This is a genomic window from Ruegeria sp. BB5 (assembly GCF_056539405.1).
Map to the genome: position 1 here is coordinate 1 of NZ_JBQFUX010000014.1, position 24,586 is coordinate 24,586.

9 protein-coding genes, 1 pseudogene and 1 riboswitch are annotated in these 24,586 nt (G+C 58.7%); of the genes and pseudogenes, 5 read left to right on the forward strand and 5 right to left on the reverse strand.

Features of this window, described 5'->3' with window-relative positions; all coding sequences use genetic code 11:
• From ACR0DL_RS20635 to ACR0DL_RS20650, 4 genes are all read left to right on the forward strand, one after another.
• The coding region (locus ACR0DL_RS20635) for a response regulator transcription factor (RefSeq protein WP_480691064.1) at window positions 1–187 on the forward strand (187 nt) is incomplete at its 5' end.
• A 123-nt stretch (window positions 188–310) separates the two neighbouring features.
• Window positions 311–826, forward strand: a complete 516-nt coding sequence (thpR, locus tag ACR0DL_RS20640; protein ID WP_480691066.1) for an RNA 2',3'-cyclic phosphodiesterase — start codon at window positions 311–313, stop codon at window positions 824–826.
• Between the two features lie 258 nt (window positions 827–1,084).
• Entirely contained in the window at window positions 1,085–14,404 is a 13,320-nt protein-coding gene (locus ACR0DL_RS20645) for a hypothetical protein (RefSeq protein ID WP_480691068.1), read from the forward strand.
• 18 nt (window positions 14,405–14,422) lie between these two features.
• Window positions 14,423–14,902 carry an invasion associated locus B family protein gene (locus tag ACR0DL_RS20650; protein WP_170352065.1) on the forward strand — a complete coding sequence of 160 codons (480 nt, stop codon included), beginning with the start codon at window positions 14,423–14,425 and terminating at the stop codon, window positions 14,900–14,902.
• Window positions 14,903–14,963: 61 nt separating this feature from the next.
• Here the strand turns inward: ACR0DL_RS20650 and thiC are convergent, their stop codons facing one another.
• The 5 genes and pseudogenes from thiC to ACR0DL_RS20675 form a co-directional block, all read right to left on the reverse strand.
• On the reverse strand, window positions 14,964–16,754 hold the full coding sequence (thiC, locus tag ACR0DL_RS20655) for a phosphomethylpyrimidine synthase ThiC (RefSeq protein ID WP_480691070.1): 1,791 nt from the start codon (window positions 16,752–16,754) through the stop codon (window positions 14,964–14,966).
• Between the two features lie 109 nt (window positions 16,755–16,863).
• A riboswitch (TPP riboswitch) is annotated at window positions 16,864–16,983 on the reverse strand.
• Between the two features lie 742 nt (window positions 16,984–17,725).
• Window positions 17,726–18,904: an acyl-CoA dehydrogenase family protein gene (locus ACR0DL_RS20660; RefSeq protein ID WP_480691072.1), complete on the reverse strand. Its 1,179-nt coding sequence runs from the start codon at window positions 18,902–18,904 to the stop codon at window positions 17,726–17,728.
• A gap of 192 nt (window positions 18,905–19,096) precedes the next feature.
• Entirely contained in the window at window positions 19,097–20,116 is a 1,020-nt protein-coding gene (locus ACR0DL_RS20665) for an AraC family transcriptional regulator (protein ID WP_480691074.1), read from the reverse strand.
• Between the two features lie 128 nt (window positions 20,117–20,244).
• Window positions 20,245–21,030 (reverse strand): annotated as a pseudogene (locus ACR0DL_RS20670) (acetyl-CoA C-acyltransferase); the annotation flags it as partial.
• Window positions 20,976–21,275, reverse strand: a complete 300-nt coding sequence (locus ACR0DL_RS20675; protein ID WP_480691076.1) for an enoyl-CoA hydratase/isomerase family protein — start codon at window positions 21,273–21,275, stop codon at window positions 20,976–20,978. The pseudogene ACR0DL_RS20670 and the gene ACR0DL_RS20675, both read right to left, overlap by 55 nt.
• A 1,671-nt stretch (window positions 21,276–22,946) precedes the next feature.
• Between ACR0DL_RS20675 and ACR0DL_RS20680 the strand changes: the two genes are divergently transcribed.
• Window positions 22,947–24,509, forward strand: a complete 1,563-nt coding sequence (locus ACR0DL_RS20680) for an arylsulfatase (protein ID WP_480691078.1) — start codon at window positions 22,947–22,949, stop codon at window positions 24,507–24,509.
• The last annotated feature ends 77 nt before the right edge of the window (window positions 24,510–24,586 follow it).

Below are 24,586 nucleotides of genomic sequence, written 5' to 3' on the forward strand. Positions count from 1 at the left end.
TCGTAAGGAGCGCGTCATCCTTGAAGCGTTGGCCAAGGGCCTATCCAATCGTGAACTTTCGAAGGACCTGCAAATCTCGACAAATACCGTCAAGTTTCACCTGTCGAATATCTATGAAAAACTTGGGGTGAAAAACAGAGCACAAGCCATTACCCAGTTCTATTTATCCCGGATCGCCCGAGAATAAGTCGGCTCGGGCCAGTCATTCATCAATTCCGGGCTTTCATGCAGATCGCGCAAAGACCTGACATCGCGGGCATGAACGGTTAACTTTACCTGCGTTCAACAATAGACACAGCAAGAGGGTCAATTGCGTTCCTTCGTCGCCATATCACTCAACCATGAGGCGAAGGTGGCTCTTGCGCCGCTACAACGCGCGTTACCCGCGGGCAGACCGGTGCCACCTGAGAACCTGCATCTGACGCTGGCATTTCTGGATGATCAGCCCGAACAGGTATTGGAGGCTTTGCATGACGAGCTTTTGGCGCTTTCCTCTGCACCTTTTCACATCACGTTTTTGGGCATCGAGTGTTTCGGGCGTGCATTGGCAATTGGGGTTAAGGACAGCGCGCCACTTGTTGCGCTGCATCGCAAGATACAGATCGCAACACGGCGTGCCGGAATTGTGTTGCCCCGCCGACGTTTTCGCCCACATGTAACGATCGCGCGGCTTAAACACGAACGTCATCAGGCGGCTCACATTCCCCACGATTGCACGGTGAATACGTTGCCAGAGATGCTTGTGACCGGCTTTACCCTATACAAATCCACTCTTCGTCCGGAAGGCGCCCGTCATGTCGCCTTGGCACATTTCACGTTTTTATAGGGCTGCTGTCTCACCTTAGGTGGTTTACCTGTTCAAACCGTGTGACAGCCTATTGGCGCATTAAAAATGTTGCATTTAGGCAATACGGTTCACGAAACTGTTAATAGTTGAATTTTAGGAAATTAATCTCCTTTAGCTTGCGCGTATTCTGCCCGAAATGGTGATGGGGAAATGCCGAATTGCAGGTAACTGTTTTTCGGAACTGTACCCGATTGCCATGTGTTCTGACTATGCCGGTTGCGAGGTTCGAGGGTGACAATGAAATCAAATCTGCTGCTCGCGATTTCATTTTTTGTTTTGATTTCAAACCCATTGCTTGCTGCGCCAACAGCCGCTTCCAAAGTTGGCGACACAGTCACCAACCCTGTGACTGGTCTGGATACGACCGTAAGCGCGCTAATTGTGGATCCGGCCTCGACGCCAACAGCGGGTACAACCGCTTTTGTGGAAACGGCTGACGGATATGTTTTTCTCGTTAAAAGTGCGGGCGACACAATCTATAATTCGGACAATCCACCGCTTGCATTTGATATTGTCTCCATTAGCGGAACAACGGCGCAGATCAGCAATTCCGGGGCGACCGGTACATCCAGCCTGTCGACGCAATTGACGCTGTCCCAGTACAACAGCAACTTCAACAGCTCGGGCACTCCGGGTACCGTCACACCGCCAGTGAATGTCTCTGGGCCCAACGGAGTAAATCAAGTTGTATACGGACAGAATGGCAGCAACGGACGGGACGGCGCCTTGGTCGTTCCGCCAAGATCGGGCGGAGATGGTGATGATGGCCCAACGCAGACAAAATCTCTGTCCAGCGATGTCAACGCCACCAGCAACGTCGGCTGGGAGATCGGCAGCGTCGGGGGCGACGGCGGCAACGGGGGCGACTCGTATCTGAGTTTCTGGGATGGGCGCGACGGCGGTGATGGCGGCAAAGGTGGCACAGTCACCGCAACGCAAAACTCCAGCAGCACAATCCAAACATCAGGCTCCGATAATGACGGCATATTTGCATTTAGCCGTAGCGGTGAAGCGGGTAATGGCGGCAGCGGTTTCGCGGCACCGGGCGGTGGTACCGGCGGGCATTCAGCCGATGGGGGCAATGTCACAGTCAACCAGAGCGGGTCGATTTCAACGACCGGAGACTCGGCCGATGGCATCTATGCTCTGAGTGTATCGAACAATGGCGGCAATGGTGGCTCGCAATGGGGGTTGGTCGGCGCATCAGGTGACGGCGGCTATGGTGGCAGTGGTGGCACGGTCACCGTCAACACAACATCAAGCGGCAGCATTTTGACGACAGGAGATTACGCCAACGGGATTTATGCCCAGTCCATCGGCGGGTCCGGTGGCTCGGCCGGTACCAGTGGCAACTTGCTGGTTTCATTGATCGGTGGCGCAGATAATGGCGGCAATGGCGGCGCGGTTTCGGTCTCGCATGGCGGGGCAATTGAGACGCAAGGGGATTTCGCGCGCGGAATCGTCGCCCAATCCATTGGAGGCGGTGGCGGTTCGGGGGGCACTGCAGGGGGGCTGGTTGCATTGTCTCTGGGCGGGGTCGGATCAAACGGCGGTAGCGGAGACACTGTGAGCGTCACAGTCCAGGGCAGCGGCAGCATTCTGACGTCAGGCGAAGGCTCTGACGGGGTTATGGCTCAGTCCATCGGTGGCAGCGGTGGCACGGGCGCGAATTCCTATGGTTTGGTAGCCATTGGTGGCACCGGGTCGCGGGGTGGCACGGGCGCAGCAGTCAGCGTCAGCAATTACGGGAGCATCGTAACGGGCGGCGACGGCGCGCGCGGCATCATCGCGCAATCCATCGGCGGTGGCGGCGGGGACGGCGGATCGTCTGGCGGCATGGTTTCGGTCGGCGGCAATGGTAATGGCGGTGGCAGCGGTTCGACCGTGACGATCGTGAACGACGGCATCATTACCACGACCGGAGACGACGCAATGGGCATTCTGGCCCAATCCATCGGCGGCGGTGGCGGCAACGGTGGCTCGTCCGGGTCTGTTGGTGCATTTGTCGGCGTGGCCATCGGTGGTGATGGCGGTGCCGGTGGCACCGGCGGGGACGTTGATGTGACCCTTTCCAACACCGACGGTAGCCAGCCTTCGGCGATCCAAACCTCTGGCGACCGCTCGTCAGGTGTGTTTGCCCAATCCGTAGGTGGCGGTGGCGGTAATGGCGGCGGTGCTGTTTCGGTGGCCGTCGGGGCCTTTGGTGCGGCATCGGTTTCGGTCGGCGGATCGGCAGGTAATGGTGGTGACGGTGGCGACGTCACGCTAAGCGGCAGCGGCTCAGCTTCGGTGCAAACCGGAGGAGAGGATTCCGTCGGTGTCATGCTGCAATCGGTTGGCGGTGGCGGCGGCAACGGTGGCTATGCTGTCTCGGTTGCGGTGTCCGGCGGCCCGGTTTCTGGATCTTTGGCAGTTGGTGTCGGCGGTGATGGCGGCACGGGTGGCAAAGGCGGAGACGTAACGGTCGGCCAGTTCAATGGCAGCGGGGTTGCGACGGTCGCAGGGTTCGAGGGCACAGTTGTCACCACAGGAAATCGTTCGACCGGGATGCTTTTCCAATCCGTTGGTGGCGGTGGCGGCAATGGTGGTCTGGCGGTTGCAGCAACCGGCGGTGCTTCGGCACTGTTTTCCGGCAATGTTTCCGTCGGGATCGGCGGGCAGGCGGGCAGCGCCGGCAATGGTGGGACCGTTCAAGTCTATACCAATGCGGACGTTACCACGACGGGCACGAACTCCAGCGCGATCATCGCGCAATCCGTCGGCGGCGGCGGTGGCAATGGCGGCGGCAGCATCGCCGCCGGGGTCAGTGCCAGTGGTGTTGCTGCGATTGGCATCAATGTCGGCGTCGGCGGTGACGGTGGCGGTGCCGGAACCGGAGGCGATGTGACTCTGGTCGCGGGCGGCACGTCGATTGAGACCAGCGGCGCGTTTTCCAGCGGCGTTGTGGCGCAATCCGTCGGTGGCGGTGGCGGCAATGGCGGCTATGCCATCGGTGCGAGCGCCGATATCGGCGGCGCTGCGGCGGGGTCGGTCAGCGTTGGTCTTGGTGGTAAATCCGGCGGTGGCGGGGCAGGGGGGAACGTAACGGCCACTGTCGACGCCAATGTCACCACACGCGGAGACGATTCCGGTGCTGTGGTTGTGCAATCCATCGGTGGCGGCGGAGGCAATGGTGGTTTCAGCGTCGCGGCGGGTCTGGCCGCCGGGGGTGCCGGTGCCGGAACCATCGGTGTGGGCCTTGGCGGTGACGGCGGCAGTGGTGGCGTTGGCGGAACTGTCACGGGCGTTCGCGTCAATGGGGACGTTCGAACCGAAGGCTTGCGGTCCACAGGTGTAGTGGTTCAATCCATTGGTGGTGGCGGTGGCAATGGTGGCTTTAACGTCACCGCAGGAGTCGCCGCTGCGGGTGCTGGTGCCGGGTCAATCGGCGTCGGGCTGGGCGGAAACGGTGCGACCGGCGGCGACGGCGGCGTGGTCGAGGCTCAGGTTGCTGGGAATGTCACAACTCTGTCCAACAATTCAAGTGGTGTTGTGTTCCAATCCATTGGCGGCGGCGGCGGTAATGGCGGGTTCAACGTCACGGCCGGGATCGCGGGGGCTGGCGCGGGTGGCGGTGCCGTCACAGTTGGCCTTGGCGGCGGTGGCTCGGGCGGCGGGATTGGAAAATCGGTCACTGGCACAGTCTCAGGCACAGTCAGCACAGGCGGCGCGGATTCGACTGCGGTTCTGGCACAGTCTGTCGGCGGCGGCGGTGGCAACGGCGGGTTCAACGTCAGCGCCTCGCTCGCAGGTGCAGGGGTTGGCAGCGGCGCTGTCAGCGTCGGCCTGGGCGGCGATGGCGGCAGTGGTGCAGTGGGTGGAACGGTCAACCTGACCACGACGAATTCTATTGTGACCGCCGGAGACCGGTCGTCTGGCGTTGTTGCACAATCCATCGGCGGCGGTGGCGGCAATGGGGGCTTCAATATCTCTGGTACTGGCGCGGGCGCGGGTGTCGGCTCTGGCGCGGTTAGCGTTGGGCTGGGTGGCACGGGCGATGGTGGCGGTGATGGTGGTGCAGTCACGTTGACCTCAAACGGAACGATCCTGACGCAGGGCGATTCAGCCACAGCCTTTCTGGCGCAATCGATTGGCGGCGGCGGCGGCAACGGCGGCTTTAACGTCAGTGCGGCGGTTCAGGGATCGGGCACAGCGGGGGGCGGAGTATCCGTTGGCCTGGGCGGCGACGGCGCAGGGGGCGGAGATGGCAACACCGTCATAGCCACATCCAACAATGCAGTGGAAACACGCGGTGACCAGTCCTCGGGCGTTGTGGCGCAATCGATTGGCGGTGGCGGCGGCAATGGCGGGTTCAATGTTGCTCCGGTCCTGTCGGGCGCGGGCACGGCCAGCGGCGCGGTCAGCGTCGGGCTTGGCGGGTCGGGTGATACCGGCGGGCAGGGCGGCGACGTCACCTTGACCTCGAACGGAACCATTCTGACAGACGGGTTTGCCTCAAGTGGATTCGTCGCGCAGTCCATCGGCGGTGGCGGCGGCAATGGTGGGTTCAATGTGTCCCCCACAGTCTCGGGTGCAGGTACGGGCGCGGGCTCAGTCTCGGTTGGGCTGGGCGGTTCGGGTGCGGGTGGGGGTGACGGTAGCCAGGTTACCGCCAGCACAACGGCAAATGTGGTCACCAAGGGCGACGCCTCGGTTGGTATTCTGGCACAATCTGTCGGCGGCGGCGGTGGCAATGGTGGTTTTAACGTATCGCCAGCTTTGGCGGGCGCAGGCACCGGGTCAGGAGCGATCAGCGTTGGTCTGGGCGGATCGGGTGGCAGCGGTGGCACGGGCGGCATCGTGGGTCTGACCGTCGCTAACGATGTACAGACGGAAGGCGCGCAGTCCAGCGCAGTTGTTGCGCAATCCATTGGCGGCGGCGGCGGCAATGGCGGGTTCAATGTCTCGGCATCCGTGGGCGGTGCAGGTACAGGCTCCGGCGCGGCGGCTGTAGGTTTGGGTGGCCGCGGGACAGGTGGCGGTGATGCCTCGGCTGTTACGGCAAATGTCACGGGCAATCTGATTACGTTGGGTGACACTTCGACAGGATTGCTAGCGCAGTCCGTCGGCGGCGGCGGCGGTAATGGGGGCCTGAACGTCTCGGTCGCGGTTGCTGCGGCAGGCACGGGATCGGGCGGTGCCTCGGTGGGTCTCGGCGGCGCGTCCGGTACGGGCGGTGACGGCGGCACCGCCGAAGCCTCGCTAACCGGTGATGTATCGACCCAAGGGAGCGAGTCCGGCGGCGTCATCGTCCAAAGCCTTGGCGGCGGCGGTGGCAATGGCGGTATGAATGTCTCCGCCACAGTCACGGTTGCCGGAACCGGCAGCGGTGGTGCCTCGGTCGGGCTTGGCGGCAGCGGTGGCGATGGTGGCAACGCCAACACGGCGAGCGGGACGGTTGTTGGAAACGTCACCACGGCTGGCGATAATTCAGGCGGCGTTCTGGTGCAATCCGCGGCAGGCGGCGGCGGTAACGGAGGACTGAATGTCTCGGCCGCCGTGAACTTTTCGGGTACTGGCGGTGGTGCTGTTGGCGTTGGCATTGGCGGGTCCGGCGGGGATGGTGGCAATTCAAGTTCAGCCACCGGCTCGGTCACCGGTGATGTCACCACGGGCGGCGAAAACGCAACCGGTGTTCTGGTGCAATCCGTCGGTGGCGGCGGTGGCAATGGCGGCGTCAACATCTCGGGCGCGCTCAGCATTGCGCGGACAGGTTCCGGCGCGGCGGGGATCGGTGTTGGTGGTTTTGGCGGCAGCGGAGGCACCAGCGGCGTGGTCGACAACACCTTTGTGGGCAATGTCAGCACCTCGGGCGCGCGCTCGGCTGGCGTCATGGCGCAAAGCCTGGGCGGTGGCGGTGGTAATGGGGCCACGAATATTTCCGGCGCGATTTCTCTGGCCAGCAATTTCTCGGGCGGTCTTGGGATCGGCGTTGGCGGATTCGGCGGAGACGGCGGCACAGCGGACAACGTCACCCAGCAAGTCACCGGCAATGTCACCACGGCTGGCGATGACTCAGTCGGTATTCTGACACAAAGCCTTGGCGGGGGCGGTGGTAACGGCGGCACCAATATCTCGGCGGCCTTGTCCTTGTCCCGCTCGACCAATGCGGCCGTAGGCATTGGCGTCGGCGGGTTCGGCGGTGGCGGCGCGGATGCCGGTGCGCTGGTTCAATCGACCGTTACAGGCGGGGTTCTGACTGCTGGCGATCGCAGCACGGCCATTCTGACACAAAGCCTTGGCGGCGGTGGCGGCAATGGCGGCACGAACATCTCGGCCACGCTGGGTATCACCCAGCAAAACGGCGGTTCGGTCAGCCTGGGCGTGGGCGGATTCGGCGGCGGGGCTGGCAATGCTGGCGACGTTATCAGCACCCTGCGTTCCAATACGGACAGTAGTGGTGCAACTTCGGTGGTCACGACGGGCGTCGACAGCATCGGTGTGATGGCGCAATCCGTTGGCGGAGGCGGCGGTAATGGCGGTCTGAATGTTTCGGGCGCGGTGAACCTGACGGGCAAATCCGGTGCAGCGGTCGCATTGGGCCTTGGCGGCTTTGGTGGCGGTGGCGGTGATGCCGGTACGGTAACGCTGGACGTTCAAAGCGATGTAGTGACCGCAGGCGACGGGGCGCATGGTATCTTCGCCCAAAGCCTTGGCGGCGGTGGCGGTACCGGCGGTGTGAATATCTCGGGCTCATTGGCGCTGACCAAACCGTCGGGGTCTGACACGATCTTTTCCGTTGCAGCGGGCGTGGGTGGATTTGGTGGATCAGGCGGCGATGCAAGTGATGTCGACCTGGATTACACCGGCAACGTGCAGGCGGTGCCGATGGTGCTGCAATCCGACGGCACTTTCGCAGTCGATGAAAACAAAGGCGCCAGCGGAATTATCGCGCAATCGCTGGGCGGCGGCGGGGGTCATGGCGGCACCAATGTCTCTGGCGGAATCGCGATCAGCGGAAAACCAGGGGCGGGGCAAACGGATAGCAGCAAATCCTATGCAGTCGTTGTCGGGGTCGGCGGCTTTGGCGGGGGTGGGGGCAATGCCGGGAACGTCGACGTAAACATTGGCTCCGGCAGCACGATCATGGCGCATGGCACCGGCCAATCCGGTCTGCTAGCTCAATCCGTTGGCGGTGGCGGTGGCAATGGCGGTATGAACGTGTCGGGCGGGATCGTGTCCGACAGCTCGCTGATCGTAGGTGTTGGGGGGTTTGCAGGAAACGGCGGTCAGGCGGGCGATGTCACAGTCACGTCGCAAGCGGATATCACGGTCACGACGGACCCGGACGATATTTCGATCCCTGACACCACAACTTTCGAAGACAAGCTGCGCGATTTTCTGGGGGATACGATCGTAGATCAGACCGAAGAGCTGGCCTCGACCTATGGGTTGGAGCGTCTGTTCATCGATATGGGGGTCTTCAACGAAGAAAAGCCGGATACCGATGGCTCGGCCGGTTTGATGGCGCAATCCATCGGCGGCGGCGGTGGAAATGGCGGCCTGAACGTGTCGGGCGGGATTGCGCTGAGCAAGGATGGCAAGATCCCCTCGGTCACATTTGGTGTCGGTGGTTTCGGCGGCAATGGCAATGTCTCGGGCGATGTGACCGTGGATCATGCCGGATCGGTTGCCGTTGCGGGCAATTGGAAGCACGGCGTTCTGGCCCAGTCCATCGCGGGCGGCGGCGGTAACGGCGCGCTGAATGTGACCGGGCAGCTGAACTATGGCGATTCCAACAATTCCGACGGCAAAACCGACCTGAGCATCGTTGGTGGTCTGGGCGGTCATGGCGGCACCGGCGCAGATGCGGGCAACGTCGTTGTTACGCAAACCGGCAATATATCGACCAATGGCTATCACGCGCGTGGCATTTTTGCCCAAAGCATCGGCGGCGGTGGCGGCACTGGCGGGATCAACGCGACCTTTGTCGGCACCAAGGACAGTTCACCCATTGCCATGGGCATCGGCGGCTTTGGTGGCGGCGGTGGTGACGCTGGGGACGTGACCGTCATGAGTGGAACCGCCCTAGCGGCAGCAGGCACCATCACGACAGACGGTGTCGGCGCACACGGGATCGAGGCGTCCAGCATTGGCGGCGGTGGCGGTGACGCCGGGGTCAACGCGGTTGTGGGTATCAGCAAGACCAACGGCAGTCAGAGCAACGGCGGCACGGGCGATTCAACCGACCGCAAGACACCAACCAACACGGGTGTGGATGACTCGGTAATTGCCAATTACAACAACGTGCTGGATGAGCTTGAAGGCAAAGTGAATCCAGCGGATTCTTCTGGCAACAAAACCGGCATGTCGGCTGTGGTTGCCATTGGCGGCGATGCCGGAACCGCTGGGGATGGTGGGACGGTCGATATTGACCATTACGGCGATATTCTTACGAAACAAGACAGTAGCCACGGGGTATTCGGCCAATCCATTGGTGGTGGCGGCGGTAACGCAGCCCTGAACCTGGCCTTTGCCTATGAACTTGCCTCGGACCAAACCAACAAGGGTTTTGGCCTGGCCGTTGGCGGCGGGACAGGTCAGGGCGGCATCGGTGGGACAGTCGACGTGCGCAATACCGGCGACATCACAACGCTCGGTGCGGATTCCCATGGGCTGTTCGCGCAATCCGTTGGTGGCGGTGGCGGCAACGCGGGCTATAACTCGGCCTCGACCTCGGTGGATGGCGGCAACGTCAACATTCAGATCGGCCGGACCGGCGGTACCGGCGGCAGTGGCGGTGATGTTTATGCCAGCTCGGACGGTATCATCAGCACTGCGGGCGACCGATCTTACGGGTTCTTTGCCCAATCTATTGGCAACGGCGGCGGCAATTCTTCGTCAACCTCGGTCAGCATTGGCACGCCAAAGACCGGCGACAGCAAGGGTAACAAGGCCAGCGTGTCGGTCGGTTTGGCGGGCGGCACTGGTGGTGCGGCAGGTAACGTGACCTCTGTGGTCGCGGGCACCGTGGTCACCCAGGGCGACGATGCCCATGCGGTGTTCGCGCAATCCGTGGGCGGCGGTGGCGGTAATGGCGGCAAGGCCAGCAACTCGGCCGGCGGCGGCATTTCGGCATCACTGTCCATCGGTGGCACCGGCGGCTCTGGCGGCGTAGGTGGCACGGTCGATGTCACCAGTACCGCACGGATCGCAACGCTGGGGGAACGCTCAATCGGGTTGCTGGCGCAATCGGTGGGCGGTGCAGGTGGCACCGGCGGTATGGTGCAGGCGGGTCAGGGAAACCTTGATACGATTAAATCCTTCGTTAACCCATCAACCGTGGGGACGGCAGCCTCGATCAACATCGGAGGCACTGGCGGGGACGGCATGACGTCGGACATTGTGACCGTTGTGAATGACGGCATGATCACCACGGCGGGCACGATGGCGCACGGCATCTATGCGCAATCCGTCGGCGGCGGAGGCGGCATGGGTGGCCTGGTGGAAAACCGCATCATCAACCTGCGCAAAGAGATCGGCAACACAGCGACAATTTCGATTGGCGGCAATGGCGGCACCGGTGCGATGTCTGCGGCAGTGTCGGTCACTAACCGCGATGTCATCGCAACAACAGGTGACAAGTCTATCGGTATTTATGCGCAATCCGTTGGCGGTGGCGGAGGCGACGCGCAACAGGTGCGCAACATCATCTTGGGCCGATCCTCGGAAGGATCAACGACAAACGCCATTCTGATCGGCGGAACTGGTGGCACTGGCGGCGCGGGCAGCACGGTAACCGTCGTCAACGAAGCCGATGCCACGATCCTGACCGATGGTACGGAAAGTCACGGGATCTTTGCCCAGTCCATCGGTGGCGGCGGCGGCAATGGCGGCTCGACCATCTCGGTTGACGGGCGCTATGGCGGGGCCGAGGCCACTACGCGGCGGGCGCTGCAATTTGGTCTGGGCGGATCAGGCGGTACGGGTGGCACGGGCGGCAATGTCGCGGTGACCAATGCCGGTACGATCGTGACAACGGGTGCCGGTGCGCATGGTATCTTTGCCCAATCCGTCGGCGGCGGCGGTGGCAATGGCGGCAGCTCAATCACGGGGACATTGCGGCTAAAGACCGGGGACAGCAGCTCTCCGACCGCGCAGCTGAATATCGGCGGATCGGGCGGCAGCGGCAATGTTGCCGGCAACGTGGTCGTCACCAACACCGGAGACGTTCAAGTGGATGGCACAGGCGCCTACGGCATCTTTGCACAATCTGTCGGTGGCGGCGGCGGCAATGGCGGTCTGGCCGTTGCGATGGATGTGAACGACCTTAAGAACACAATGACGGGCAAATCCTATTCGAAGATCGCCATTGGCGGATCAGGCGGATCGGGTTCTGATGGAGGAGACGTCACGGTCAACCACACTGGCACAATTGTTGTGAATGCCGAAAACGGGTTTGGCATCTATGCCCAATCCGTTGGCGGCGGCGGCGGCAACGCGGGTTATTCGGTGTCGTCCCCGCTGGTCTCGGTGCTGGATTACACAATCTCGCAGGCGCTGGGGGCTCGGGAGGGATCCACCGGTTCGGTGGGCACTGTAACTGTCAATTCGACCGGAGATATTCTGGTCAATGGCGTGGGCAGCGAAGCGGTCTTTGTCCAATCGGTGAATGGCGGCGGCGGCAATACTGATGCCTCTGTCGATTTCACCACCACGACCGCTGGCGCGACCGGCTCGGTCGTCAGCAGCGATATCGCCCTTGGTGGCGACGACGTGTCGGGTATGGCGGGCAACCAGATCACGCAGGCCCATAACGGCAACATTGCCACCACAAGCGATCGCTCGACCGGCCTGATGCTTCAGAGTGTCGGTGGCGGCGGCGGTACATCCGCGACCACGGTGGATGTTCAAGACGGTGACGCTATCGACATCACCGCACGTCTGGGTGCGATTGACACGGACGACGCTGGTGGCGGAGACGTGGACGGAAGCCGGACCGGTGATGTTGGCACCGATGGCGCGTTCTCGTCCGCCGGAGCGGCGCAATCCATCGGCGGCGGCGGCGGTAAGCTTGTGCTGAACAGCAATACGGATGGCGAAGCCGGGATCCAAAAGGCCGTGTCTGTGATCCTGGGCTCTGATCCCAGCTTCAACAACGATGGCGGCGATATCGACCTTTTGCTGGACGGCAACGTGTTCACAAGTGGTGACCGATCCTTTGGCCAAAGCGTTCAGAGTATCGGTGCCGGTGGGGGCGAAGTTGTCATCTCGGGTCTGGGGCGTGCGGATGTAACGCTGGGCGCGCAAGACGATTCAACCGGTGACGGTGGTGATGTCGGCTTTGCAAATATCGGGGACATGACTACCAGTGGAACTGGATCGCACGGGTTCGTTATCCAAAGTATCGGTGGCGGCGGCGGTCTCGTTTCAACCGATATGGAGGCCAGCCGGATCACGGTAAACCTGTCTGCTGCAAATGGCGGTGATGGTGGCGATATCGGATTCTCGCAATCCGGCAACATCGTCACGACGGGCGAAAATGCGATTGGTGTTGTGGCGCAATCGCTTGGCGGCGGCGGTGGCATGGTGGACTCGGTCTATCGCGGGGCTGCCGGTGGTGCGGGCTCTGGTGGCGCCATCGACATGACGCTTGATGGTAACATCCTGTCAGTGGGCGAGGGCGGCATCGGCGTCTTGGCACAATCCGAGGGGCGCGATGGCGCAGACGCGATCACACTTGGCTTTGACGGCGTCGTCATGGGCGGCACTGGTGAGGCGGGGTCAGTCGCATCAATCGTTGTGGACGGCGGCACCGACAATGTGCTGACCCTTTCTAAAGATACCCTGTTGATCGCCGGCAACGATCAATTGGTGAATGGAGGCGACGGCAACGAACAAATCTCTCTTGCGGGTACGGCCCTTGGCAACATGGATCTTGGCGCAGGCACCAACGGCTTTACCGTCGAAGACGGCGCGGACTTCTATGCGTTGGATACGGTCAATCTGGGTGCTGACGGCTTCATGCAGGTGAACGGTGATTTTGTACTGGGGGCCAATCTGGGTCTGGACGGAGATTTGACGGCGACGGTTGCGGCCAGTGACTTTACCTTCAGCGGCAATGTCAGCCAGACATTGAACCTGACCGGAAGCCTGGCCTTTGGAGCAACGGCAACGTCAACCTTCGACGTGTATTTCCTGACCTCTGGGGCACCTGGTGGCAACAGCGACCTGGTTAATGCCACCGGTAATGCCACCATGGGCGGTACGCTGGTGCCACTGCTGAATACGCTGGAAAGGGCCTTGCCGCTTGTCATCATCAATCCTGATGGAACCGCCGCAGACGCGGGCACGCTGATCGAAGACACTGTGGTGCTGGATTATTCCATCGGCCTGAACGGCTCCACCTCTGACGGCAGTTCGGTCGACCTGGTGATCACGCCGGATTATTCGACCCCCGGCATGAACGCCAATCAGGCGGCCATCGGGGATTACATCAACCAAGTTCTGAACGGGCAGGGATCGGCTGCCCAAGGCCAACTGTTCGCCTTGATCGGCAACATGCAGTCCGAGGCCGATGTCATCGCCGCAATCGAAAGCCTGTCGACTGCCGACTATGCCGCCGATGCCGTGGATGCGCTTTATGGCACCCGGGTATTTGCGGACACGCTGCACAATTGCGAACGGTTTACCGATTACCAGTTCGGGGATGACCCGCGCAATTGTGTTTGGTTCTCAGGCGGGCGGTCTTTTTATGACCGCGATCAGACCGGCATGTACGAAGAGCTGGACATCAACGACACCAACCTGTCGGCTGGTGTCCGTCTGCCGGTTGGGGATGAGCTATTCGCCGGGTTCGCGGTAGGCTATGACGAGATGAGCCTCCGGAACGGATCGAATTACAATGCAACGGGTGATCGGTTCAATCTGGGTGCCTCGCTGACCAAATACACCGGCGCTTGGGAGTTTGCAGCCCAGCTGTCGGCCGGTTGGTCAGACTATGATACGCTCAGCGCGGGCGGGATCAGTGGTGTGTTGCCCAACGGTCAAATCGTAAGCACCGTTGGTGTCAGCGAGATCAAGCACAAGATGAACCATCAGAACCTGCGTCTCAGCCTTGCTTATGACCACAGGTTCGCGGGCGGCAGTTCCTATCTGCGCCCTGAGGTAGCCGTTGATGCCACACGTCTGGCAACCGAAAGCAATGGCGATGCAACCCTGGCGGGGGTCGTTCTGCAAGACGATAGCGAGATGATCTATTCGTTCACGCCTTCGCTGGAAATCGGAACCGAGCAAACCCTGAGTGCCTCGCAGAAGCTTCGCGCAAGTTTTCAGGTTGGTGCCATTGTCTCGTCGGATGATACCGTATCGGTCACCGCCGGGTTCAACGGAGCGAGCACCGCTGACGGTGGGTTTTCAAACACCAGCTTTGTCGGCGACGCGCATGGCTTGGTCTCGGCCCGGTTGGGGCTGTTTGCGCTGGATGACAGCAGCTTTGTCAATCTGAGCCTCGATCATTTGTTCGGAGACTCAACCAGGGCCCTACAGGTAGGTCTTGGCCTTGGACTACAATTCTAATCGATGAGGGACAGCAGGATGAAAACTTGGATAAGCGCTTTGGGGGTCACATTGGGATTGGCAACTCCCCTTGCTGCGCAGGAAGGCGCAGCGCCGCCATGGTCGGTCAATTGCAGCAATCGGGCCGTTGGGTCCGAGTTGATCTGCGAAATGACCCAAAGCATCGTTTTGACCGAAAACAACCAAAGGCTTACGTCCATCGCATTTATAAAGGCTGCAGGTAAGGACGAGACTGAGACCGTGCTGACCCTGCCATTCGGTCTTTTGTTCTCGGAAGGGCTGGTTGCAAAGGTGGATGATGCCGAGGTCGCCCGTCTGGAGTTCCTGACATGCGAGGCACAAGGTTGTTTTGCCCGTTCGCCAGTTTCCCAGGAATGGATGTCTGCGATGCGGGCAGGTAATCAATTGCAGATCGACGCTAAAAACAGGGTCGGAGAGCCAATTTCATTTGGCTTCGATTTGACTGGGTTCAGCAAAGTATCCGATCTATTGCCCTGAGAGTAGTTTCCCTTCAATGCAAGAGCGTGCGGAGCCGAAAGGATCGGCTCCGCCGCGGTGTTTAGTCTTTCACGGGCATGTAAAGGTCGCCGCCTTCACGGAATTTGGCGGCCATCGCCTCCATCCCCTCTTTCTGCGCTTCAGTTCGAATGTCGTGGCTGATCCGCATCGAGCAGAATTTCGGCCCGCACATGGAACAGAAATGCGCCACCTTATGCGCTTGTTTGGGCAAGGTTTGGTCGTGGAATTCCCGCGCCGTTTCCGGGTCCAGCGACAGGTTGAACTGATCTTCCCAGCGGAACTCGAACCTGGCGCGGGACAGCGCATCGTCACGACGTTGCGCGCCCGGCAGACCTTTGGCCAAATCAGCGGCGTGAGCGGCGATCTTATAAGTAATAACCCCAGTTTTCACATCATCCCGGTCCGGCAGCCCCAGATGTTCTTTAGGCGTGACATAGCAGAGCATCGCACAACCAAACCAGCCAATCATCGCAGCACCAATGCCGCTGGTGATGTGGTCATAGCCCGGCGCGATATCGGTGGTCAGGGGGCCAAGCGTGTAAAAGGGCGCCTCGTGGCAACACTCCAATTGCTTGTCCATGTTTTCTTTGATCTTGTGCATGGCTACGTGTCCGGGGCCTTCGATCATCACCTGACAATCCTTGGCCCACGCGATTTTGGTCAGCTCACCCAGCGTCTCAAGCTCGGCAAATTGTGCCTCGTCATTAGCGTCGGCGATAGAGCCGGGACGCAGACCGTCGCCTAGGCTGAACGACACATCATAGGCCCGGCAGATGTCGCAGATTTCGTCGAAATGCTCATAGAGGAAGCTTTCCTTGTGGTGATGCAAGCACCACTTGGCCATGATCGACCCACCGCGCGACACAATACCGGTAACCCGTTTTACCGTCATCGGCACCATATGCAGGCGCACGCCTGCGTGGATGGTGAAATAGTCGACACCTTGTTCGGCCTGTTCGATCAGCGTGTCACGGAACACTTCCCATGTCAGGTCTTCGGCAATGCCGTTGACCTTTTCCAGCGCTTGATACAACGGCACGGTGCCAATCGGCACCGGGCTGTTGCGGATGATCCATTCACGGGTGTTGTGGATGTTGCGGCCGGTCGACAGGTCCATGACGGTATCAGCACCCCAACGGATCGACCAGACCATTTTATCGACCTCTTCTTCCATCGAAGAGGTCACAGCCGAGGTACCCATATTTGCGTTGATCTTGACCAGGAAATTACGCCCGATGATCATCGGTTCGCTTTCAGGGTGGTTGATATTCGCAGGGATAATGGCGCGACCAGCGGCGACCTCGTCCCGCACGAATTCCGGGGTCACATAGTCAGGGATGTTTGCACCCCAATCATTGCCTTCGCGCTGTTCAACGACAGCCTCGCGCAATTGGTTTTCGCGGATGGCGATGAATTCCATTTCCGGTGTGATGATGCCAGCGCGGGCATAGGCCAGCTGCGTCACAGCTTTTCCATCCTTGGCGCGCAGGGGGCGCGGGCGCACAGGGAACTCGGGCGTTAGCCGATCACCTTCGACAAAACCGTTGTCTTCCGGTTTGATCTCACGTCCATCATATTCTTCGACATCTGCTCGAGCCTCAATCCACTTGCGACGCAGCGGCGCCAGACCTTGCCGAATGTCCGTCATCACCTGCGGATCGGTATACGGCCCCGAACTGTCATACACGGGCAAGGGTGGCTCCCCCGCCGTGGGGTGGACCGAAATTTCACGCATTGGCACGCGCACATCCGGGTGCAATGTACCGTTTACATAGATCTTGCGCGATGCGGGCAGTTCACCGGCGGTGATTTTGGGGTTGGGGACGTTCATGTTGGTGCTCCTCAAGCAGTTCAACTTAAAAAGACACCAGATGAGTTTTGGCTTGGGGAAACGAGAAGGCAGACAGCCCCCTGTTCGGAGTGCGCTTGCCCGGTTTTGTGGCCTGCGCGCCCTAGCTTCCTACGCCAGTATCAACTGGGTCAGGTTCAAAGGGTCGCGTCGCCGGGCATTGCCCCGTCAGCCTCTCAGTCCCCTTGGTGGGACTCCCCTGCGTACAGGTGGTTTAGCTTGAGGTTCACGGCTTAAACAAGCACCAAAATTCATTTGTTTCAGATTTTCTCGAACGGCCGGGACCTTCCGTTCGGTGCAGCACGTCACCAGAAATACGGTCGCTATCTGATGTGCGGGCCGACCTATTCGACAGATACTCCACATATCGACGGTAAGTTAAACGCTGTTATTTCACATAAGACGTATTATAGGAAGATTGCCTCATTTGAAGGAGAATTGTCGGAGTACGTAAATAATGGGACTGAATTATTGAGACTCGTCTTCCCCATAATTCAACGACTTAAGATTTTCATGCATTTTGGTGGATTTCGCTGACTTGGACTTATCAAGCTTGTCTCAGACTGCAGCAATACGATCGTCGACTGCAACGCGCATTGGGAACTTCCGAGAGCGGACACAACTCGCAGACCGACAGCTTCACAGCGTAAGGTTTTGTGCTGAACAATGTTGAGCGACTAAGTGCCCTGCCCTGATCACTTCCGGCCCTTACCGGGCTTTAGTCGGTCGTTCAGCATTCTGCAGTGCGGCTCGACATTGCGGACATTCGCTGCACGTGCGCAATCAGAAGATGGGTGAATTTACAGTTTGCGGACAAAGGGTGAATTCGCTGCGTTTGCACCAAGGTCTGCAATATCGAGTAACCGGCCGCATATGCGCGGCTGGTCTTTCAGTTTTACCGATCTCTGAGGAGATTTTCTGGTCGGCTCTGCTTCGTCGGTGGGGGGGGACGTTCAGCTGGTTTCACCAAATCCTTTCGGTACTGGCAGGTCAGGCAAGCTTGCCGCACGTTTCTGCAAGGCCCGCCCGATGACCACGCGGCTGATTTCCGTCGTCCCGTCCACGATCCGCAGCATTTGTGCAAGACGGGACAAACGATCCAGACCATAAGGCTGCAACAGCCCCATGCCGCCCAGCACTTGCGTGCAGGTATTTGCAGCCTTCACTGCGGCATCTGGCACAAACCGTTTGGCATGGGCGGCCATCAGTGGGCCCTCGGGCGTGCCAAGGGCTTTTGCCGCCTTGCGGTACAGCAGTTTCGAGGCTTCAAGATCGGTCGCAACTTCGCCCAGCATCCACTGGATCCCGTCCAGATCGAGGTTCTTGCCACCGAACATCTTGCGGTTCTTGGAATAGGACAGCGCCGTATCTAATGCAGCTTGCATCAATCCACAGCATCCTGACGCAATCGAAACGCGGGCAATATCGATCGCCATGAGTGAACCTTGCAGGCCCTGACCAATGGGCAGGATGATATTGTCTTCGCTCACCATGACTTTGTCCATGTACATCTCGGCCAGAGGCAGGAAGTTGTAGGACGGGGTGTCGTAGAGCGGACCAAAGCTGAGGCCCGGAGTGTCGGCCGGGATGGCAATCATCGCCATATCCTTGTGGCCGGGCTCATTGCTGGTCTTGACCACCGTGAAATAGATTTCAGCCTCGGTCGCCAGGCTGACCCATGCCTTCGCACCGCTGATCGTCCATGTGCCGTCATCATTGATCACGGCCCGCGAATACATGTTTGTGGCATCCGATCCGGATTGCGGTTCGGTCAGTGCAAAGTTCGCCAGTTTGCGGCCCGAAGTCAGGTCTCGCGCCCATTTTTCCTTGAAGGCATCTGTGCCATAGCCGCAGCCCGCGAAGGTGCAGATGTTATGCATCGACAGGGCAAAGGCATAAGCGCCATCTCCGAGCCCCAGTTGTTCGTAGACCTGAATGCCCTCTGAAAGTGGCAAGCCCTGGCCGCCAAACTCTTCGGGGGCGTACAGCCCAGTCAGACCAGCGGCCCCGGCCTTGTCCGACGCATCACGGGGCCATGTCTTCGTGGCGTTCCAGGCGTCCACATTTGGCAGGATGACCTGCTCGGCGTGGTCGCGTGCAGCCTGGAGTATGGTGGCGAGTTTGTCTGACATTGGTGGATCCTTTCAAGGGCGATTGTTCTCAGATGACGCCACAACCCGGCAATCGTGGATGGCCGGACTGATGAGCTATGAAGGCGAAACTTCAGCTGAAAATGTTTCTCTGCGGCAAGACTTAGCGAGCCAGCCCGTTAAGCTCTATCTCGTGCGCTGACAGATAATTGTCCAAAAGTGACAAATGGCCGCTTATGTTTGTGATTTGCGGTATGAGCTGGGCGTGCTTCCGGTCCAGCGTTGAAAGGCCCGGTGGAAATTGGCCGCCGACGAAAATCCGACATCATGTGCGATGGCTTCAACGCTTTTGCACCCCGCCTGAAGATCACGGATTGCGATGTCGCGCCGCAGGGCATCCTTTATGGCCTGAAACGACGTGCCATCCGCGTGTAGCCTGCGGATCAGGGTGCGCGGGGTCATGTGCATTGCGGATGCTGTCTGTGTTAAGGTCGCCGAATCCCAACCTGTCTGACCCAGATACGTGCGCACCCGCAGCGATTGGGTGTGTTCGCGGGAAGAGGTAAAAATCCAGTCTCGTGGCGCGTTTTGCAAAAACCGGTCAAGATCAGCTGTGCTTCGAGTCTGCACAGGGCCCATTACATTCGGATCAAACGCGATGGCGGTGGCGGGTTGGCCAAACCGCAGCGGTGCAGGAAAGATAATCGCGTAATCCTGATCAAAGTCCGGGCGATCAAACGCGAAATCAACGGCCTTAACCGGAACCTCATGCCCTGCCAGCCAAGACATGAGCCCGTGGGCAAGTTTGAGGATCAGCATATGTCCAAACCGCTGAAGCGGCACTTCGCCTTGTGGTTTCAGGGTAAGTACCAACGCGTTGTCGGCGTCCTCCAGATCAAACTGATAATCATCCAGCAACAAGTTCCAGAACGTTGAAAACCGGTAGAGCGCCGATGCAAGAGACGTGGCTTCCCTGACAGTGGTCAGAAGATGTTTTAGGGCCCTCGGCCGGATGGGTCTGCTCCAAAGCCCCATCATCTCATCACCGGTCTCAACTGCTGCAAGTTGATAGAGGCAAACGATCTGATCCAGCGTGACGCGACCATTCGGCGAGCGCGTATCCGCGTTCAGACCGGACCGGCTAAGCAGCGACGCCATTTGCGCCTCTGGGCATAGGGCACGTAGCGCCGCCAGCCAGTCATCGACAAACTGGCTGGAAACCGTGGAAAGGATCGTTGGCGTGACATTGGTCATAACGCCTCAGGAGGTATCACCAATTCCGGTCGACATGAAATGCAGGCTTGCAGATGGCGGCTTTCGCAGATGACAGAATGTCAATGAATCAACCAGATAACGCTCTGCTTGAACTCATTTCAGTGTGGTCAGGCGACTTCGAACAGTGCTGCGGCGCCCATGCCTCCGCCGACACACATGGAGGTCACCACGTATTTCACGCCACGACGCCTCCCCTCAATCAGAGCATGCCCGACTTGTCTCGCACCTGTCATGCCGTAGGGGTGGCCAATCGATATCGCACCGCTGTTCACGTTGTAGATTTCGGGATCAATCCCAAGATGGTCGCGGCAATAGAGAACCTGGCAGGCAAAGGCTTCGTTAAGCTCCCAAAGGCCGATGTCTTCGATGCGAAGACCTGCATTCTTAAGCAGCTTTGGAATGGCATAGATTGGGCCGACCCCCATCTCTTCCGGTGCGTTTCCTGCAACAGCCATGCCGCGATAGATACCTAGCGGTGTGAGGCCCTGCTGCTCAGCCACTTTGCCTTCCATGAGCACACAAGCCGAGGCCCCGTCAGAGAGTTGGCTTGCGTTTCCGGCAGTAATCACGCCTCCTTCGACAACCGGGTTCAATGCCCCAAGTGTTTCAGCCGTCGTGCCCGGCCGGTTGCCTTCGTCTATTGACAAGGTCACCTCGTCCAGGGTTTCCTCTCCGGTTTCGCGGTTCTTGACCCGCTTTATCGCAGTGATCGGAACGATCTCGTCATCAAAGGCGCCAGCGGCCTGAGCCCGGGCGGTCCGACCTTGAGAAAGTGCAGCGTATTCATCCTGGGCGTCACGACTGATCCCATAGGTCCGCGCCACATTTTCCGCCGTCATCAGCATCGGCATATAGGCATGTTCAGATTGGTCGAAAACGTTTGGATCATTTGCGTTGCCGCTTCCAGCCCGGCAATCCTTGGCAGCCTTTGGGTGCCCCCGGCGCCTGGCAGCAGCCCCAGCTTGATCTCGGGCAGCCCCATCAATGCATCCGGCGTGGCGACACGGTAATCACAGGCAAGTGCGATCTCCAGCGCACCACCCATCGCGGGACCTGCTATCGCAGCGATAATGGGTTTCTTGCTGGTTTTAATCGTTACACAAATGTCTGGCAGGTCCGGCTTGTCCCAACCAGCCATATGTACCCGTCAAAAACGCAAACAACGCCAACAGGTAAAGGGCAGCGAATACGATGGTGGTTATTCTACAAACCAAGTCGAGTTTTACACAGAGCGAGTCAGTGCTGCGCAACCGTACTCAGCTACGCACCAAACTGGTCACAGAGCGCCTTCGTCGCCAAGGAACTCGATACCAGCTGTCGCGCCATCACTGTAAGCAATACAATTCCAAGGAGCACGGTCCTCACCAACGCCGACGGTTACTTGTGTTCCCGCCTCGCTAAACGCAGACGACATCACCACGACTTGCGAATTGTTCGTCGTATTGGCGACATCTCGCAGACATGCCTGCTGGGCAGGAGTCAGTTCTGAGGACGCAGTAGAGCTGCCAGTATCTTCACATGCTGCAACGGTTAGAGACCCAATTAGTACAGCTGTGGGGGTCATAAATCTCTTCATTCTTGTTCCCTCGTTGGTTCTGCCTAACATTTGGTCAAAGATGTTCTACAAAATCAACTATTCGATTGTGTCGACATTTCTGCGCAATTGCGGGCGCTAAACGGGAATGATCTTTTTCGATGGCAAGAGTCTTTCGGGCAGCAGGTCCATTCAAGCTTCCGTTTTGGGCACGATGCATGCCGTAGCTGAAGCACTCTAGAATGACGATAACGCGGGACTAAGCCGCCTCTTACACGGCCGTCAATTTAAGCCGGAAAACCTCGTCTCATGATCAGAGCTTTTTGCATTTACTAACTTTCTGAACGGTGTTGTGAATTTTGGCGTAAAATCACAAGCCGTTTTGCGGAATATCTGTATATCGGCTGTGTTCCTGCGCGGGCTTAAAGTCCCGAACAGACAAATAGACTGGTCTGTCCCATGACCAGACTATCCCCGCGTTGCCAATCATCCCAGATTAGGGTGACGCGGGGAACTTTAAATCCAAGCGGCGGTCCTTGCCGTATTAAGCTTAACCCAATCCAATAGTGATTTGTGAGGGGGTAACGAGTTACGGCCTCGCCATTGTGCGGGGCCTTTTTTGTTGAAGGTAAAAAAGGCCAGCTTCACAATGCGGATCCACTCACACACTTGCATTGCGAAGCTGGCAAACAACTCTCCTACAGGGGGATGGTTAGTAGGAGGTGGCAGCACAATTATGGGACTGTGCAAGGCGAAATAACTACAGAATGATAGGATGCGCTAGGCGTTCATCGGTATAGGTTGGGTATCCGAAAGTATAGTTACACTCGACCAAGCTTAATCTGCAGTGCCAGCTTCGAAACACCCTCTCCGCACGGTGCAAAAAAGCTATACACCAGAACTTTCGGAAGGAGATGCCCGCCGGAGACGGCGGCATAGATAGGATATCTGACGTATTTTAAGAAAACTGGAAGCGCCCAAAGCAGCTAGATACCCATTTTTTTTCGGTTTTTCCGAGAGTTTACTACTGATGGCTTGGCCTAACTCACAATTCTGGCTCTTTTAGTAGGCGCCAAACTTGACACAAAAGTAAGGTCTGTATTGGGCTTGAACCCGTTGTTCGCTAAATCGCGACGAGTGTATGTTTGCAGACTTTGCGGCCGAAGATGTTTTAACACAAAATATGTTTGGCCTGAAAAGTTAACGAATTAAACTGTTCCTCCAAGCCGATGTTTTTCCTATCGTTGGTGAGAAATTGCGTGTCGGGAGGTCTTAATGAACAAGCTTATCTCAGTAGCGGGTGCGGTCTGCTTTGCTTTAACAGGAGCTTGGGCCGACGAGCATACCCCGCCCAACATTCTTGTCATCATGGCAGATGACGTGGGTTGGGCGAGCGTCGGCGTTTACCATGGGGGTGTCAAAAGCATCGAGACGCCGAACTTGGATCGCCTCTCGTCTGAAGGTGCTCGTCTCACGGATTATTATGCCGAGCCAAGTTGTACTGCCGGCCGATCAGCTTTCATGACCGGACAGTTACCTATTCGGACTGGCATGCACACGGTAGGGTTGCCGGGGGATCCGATAGGGTTAAACCCAGATGATCCGACGCTTCCGATGTTCTTGAAAAAGTTGGGATACACGACGGGCCAGTTCGGTAAAAACCACTTGGGCGATCTCAACGAGTTCCTACCGACTACAAAAGGTTTCGACGAGTATTGGGGCTGGCTCTATCACTTGAATGCCATGGAATATACGTCTGATCCGGATTGGCCAGACGATCCAGAATTCAACGCGCAATTCGCGCCGCGCAACATCATTCATTCTTTTGCTACAGACGAGGAGGACGAAACAGTCGATCCGCGTTTTGGAAAAGTCGGGAAGCAGCGCATCATTGATGACGGACCTGCGCCGCCGGAACGCCAAAAGACTTTGGATGACGAAGTGACATCTTACACGAAGGACTTCATTTCTCGTGCAGTTGAGTCGGACACTCCGTTTTTTGTCTGGATGGCTCCAGCCCGTGCACACGTCTGGACCCACCTCAGCCCCGAATACGAAGCTATGTTGGGCAATGGGCGCGGACTTCAGGATGTTGTCATGAAGGAGTTGGACAACAACGTTGGTAACGTTCTCAGCCACCTTGAAGATCTGGGAGTCGCCGATAATACCATAGTGATGTTCACCGCCGACAATGGCCCGGAAACACTAACGTGGCCCGACGGTGGTACGACTCCTTTTCATGGGGAAAAGGGTACTACCTGGGAAGGTGGATTTAGGGTTCCTGCGATTATTCGCTGGCCGGGCAAAATTCCTGAAGGACAGGTTTTGAACGGTATATTCAGCGGCATGGACTGGATGCCAACACTTGTTGCTGCGGCTGGAGGTCCCTCAGACCTGAGAGAAAAACTTCTAAAGGGCTATGAAGGCTACAAAGTGCACCTCGATGGTTACAACCAGCTATCTTACCTGACAGGTGAGGATGAAGAGAGCAATCGACGCGAGCTGATTTACTATCAGGGTACGGACCTCCAAGCAGTACGCTACAACGATTGGAAAGCGCACTTTGTCGTTCAAAACCACGGCTGGTCAGGCCCGAAGGAAGAATTGGTCGCCCCGTTACTCTTCAACCTTCGCCGCGATCCTTACGAGAAAGCTGCGGAGGAAAGCGGGATGTACGTCCGCTGGATGGGTGAGAAAATGTGGGCATTCGGCCCGGCCGCCCGACTAGTGCAGGCACATCTCGCTACCTTCGAGGAGTTCCCTCCGCGCGGGAAGCCGGTCGCCAATCAAGACCATGTTGAAGAACAGACATCAACCGAAGGCGGCATCTCTCAGTAGAGGAAGCGAGGCAACCAATACGCCTTTCTCACTGCGGCGTGGGCATCCGGCTCGGATCATCGGATGCCCCAGAAAAC

What these genes read in the sequence shown, in the direction of transcription:
- thiC (WP_480691070.1), bottom strand. Translation starts at nt 16,754, where the DNA reads ATGAACGTCCCCAACCCCAAAATCACCGCCGGTGAACTGCCCGCATCG.
- ACR0DL_RS20645 (WP_480691068.1), top strand. Translation starts at nt 1,085, where the DNA reads ATGAAATCAAATCTGCTGCTCGCGATTTCATTTTTTGTTTTGATTTCA.
- ACR0DL_RS20675 (WP_480691076.1), bottom strand. Translation starts at nt 21,275, where the DNA reads ATGGCTGGTTGGGACAAGCCGGACCTGCCAGACATTTGTGTAACGATT.
- ACR0DL_RS20665 (WP_480691074.1), bottom strand. Translation starts at nt 20,116, where the DNA reads ATGACCAATGTCACGCCAACGATCCTTTCCACGGTTTCCAGCCAGTTT.
- ACR0DL_RS20680 (WP_480691078.1), top strand. Translation starts at nt 22,947, where the DNA reads ATGAACAAGCTTATCTCAGTAGCGGGTGCGGTCTGCTTTGCTTTAACA.
- ACR0DL_RS20650 (WP_170352065.1), top strand. Translation starts at nt 14,423, where the DNA reads ATGAAAACTTGGATAAGCGCTTTGGGGGTCACATTGGGATTGGCAACT.
- ACR0DL_RS20660 (WP_480691072.1), bottom strand. Translation starts at nt 18,904, where the DNA reads ATGTCAGACAAACTCGCCACCATACTCCAGGCTGCACGCGACCACGCC.